This is a genomic window from Limnospira sp. (assembly GCF_051859755.1).
Lineage (GTDB): Bacteria > Cyanobacteriota > Cyanobacteriia > Cyanobacteriales > Microcoleaceae > Limnospira > Limnospira fusiformis.
On sequence record NZ_JBIMLI010000404.1, the window covers coordinates 1 to 606 of the forward strand.

The 606-nt window shown below is 61.2% G+C and carries 1 protein-coding gene; it reads right to left on the reverse strand.

All coding sequences use genetic code 11. The features are described from left to right. On the reverse strand, positions 1-606 hold a 606-nt coding region (locus ACTIE0_RS24895; protein ID WP_439517078.1), incomplete at both ends, for a Mu transposase domain-containing protein.

Here is a 606-nt window from a genome sequence, read left to right on the forward strand (position 1 = left end):
TTCGCGGTCCCCGCCAGGCTGGCGCAGTATCTTCGCCTGTAACATGTGGAAGGGTTCAGGCATTTCCACGAAGGGTGCCCCATTGCGCAGCGCTCCGGGCTTGCGCTGAACCACCGCAAGATAATGGCGCCAATCATAGATAACGCGCCCTGGCTGGCGGTGCGACCGGTCGATGATGCGCTCATGCGTGCAAATCACGTGGCCCTCGGCCACAAGCACCAGCCGATCAGGGTAAATGCGCAGGCTGACAGGGCGGTTTGCAAAGCTGGCGGGCACAGAATAACGGGTGCGATCAAAGGTGATCAGGCAGGTCGGCGAGACGCGCTTTCTTTCCTCGACAAAACCATCGAACATTGTGGGGAGCGGCATCAGGGCAGGCTTCTCAGCCTCCCACACATCGGCGATGCTTCCAGGCAACCTGCCATGGGCCGTCTCAGCCCACAGCAGCTTGCAGCGCTCTTCCAGCCAGTCATTCAGCGCGCCCAGATCCGGAAAGGCCGGCATCAGCTGCCACATGCGATGCCGCGCGTCGCGCACGCTCTTCTCAACCTGCCCTTTCTCCCATCCTGCGGCCGGATTGCAGAACTCAGGCTCGAAGACATAATG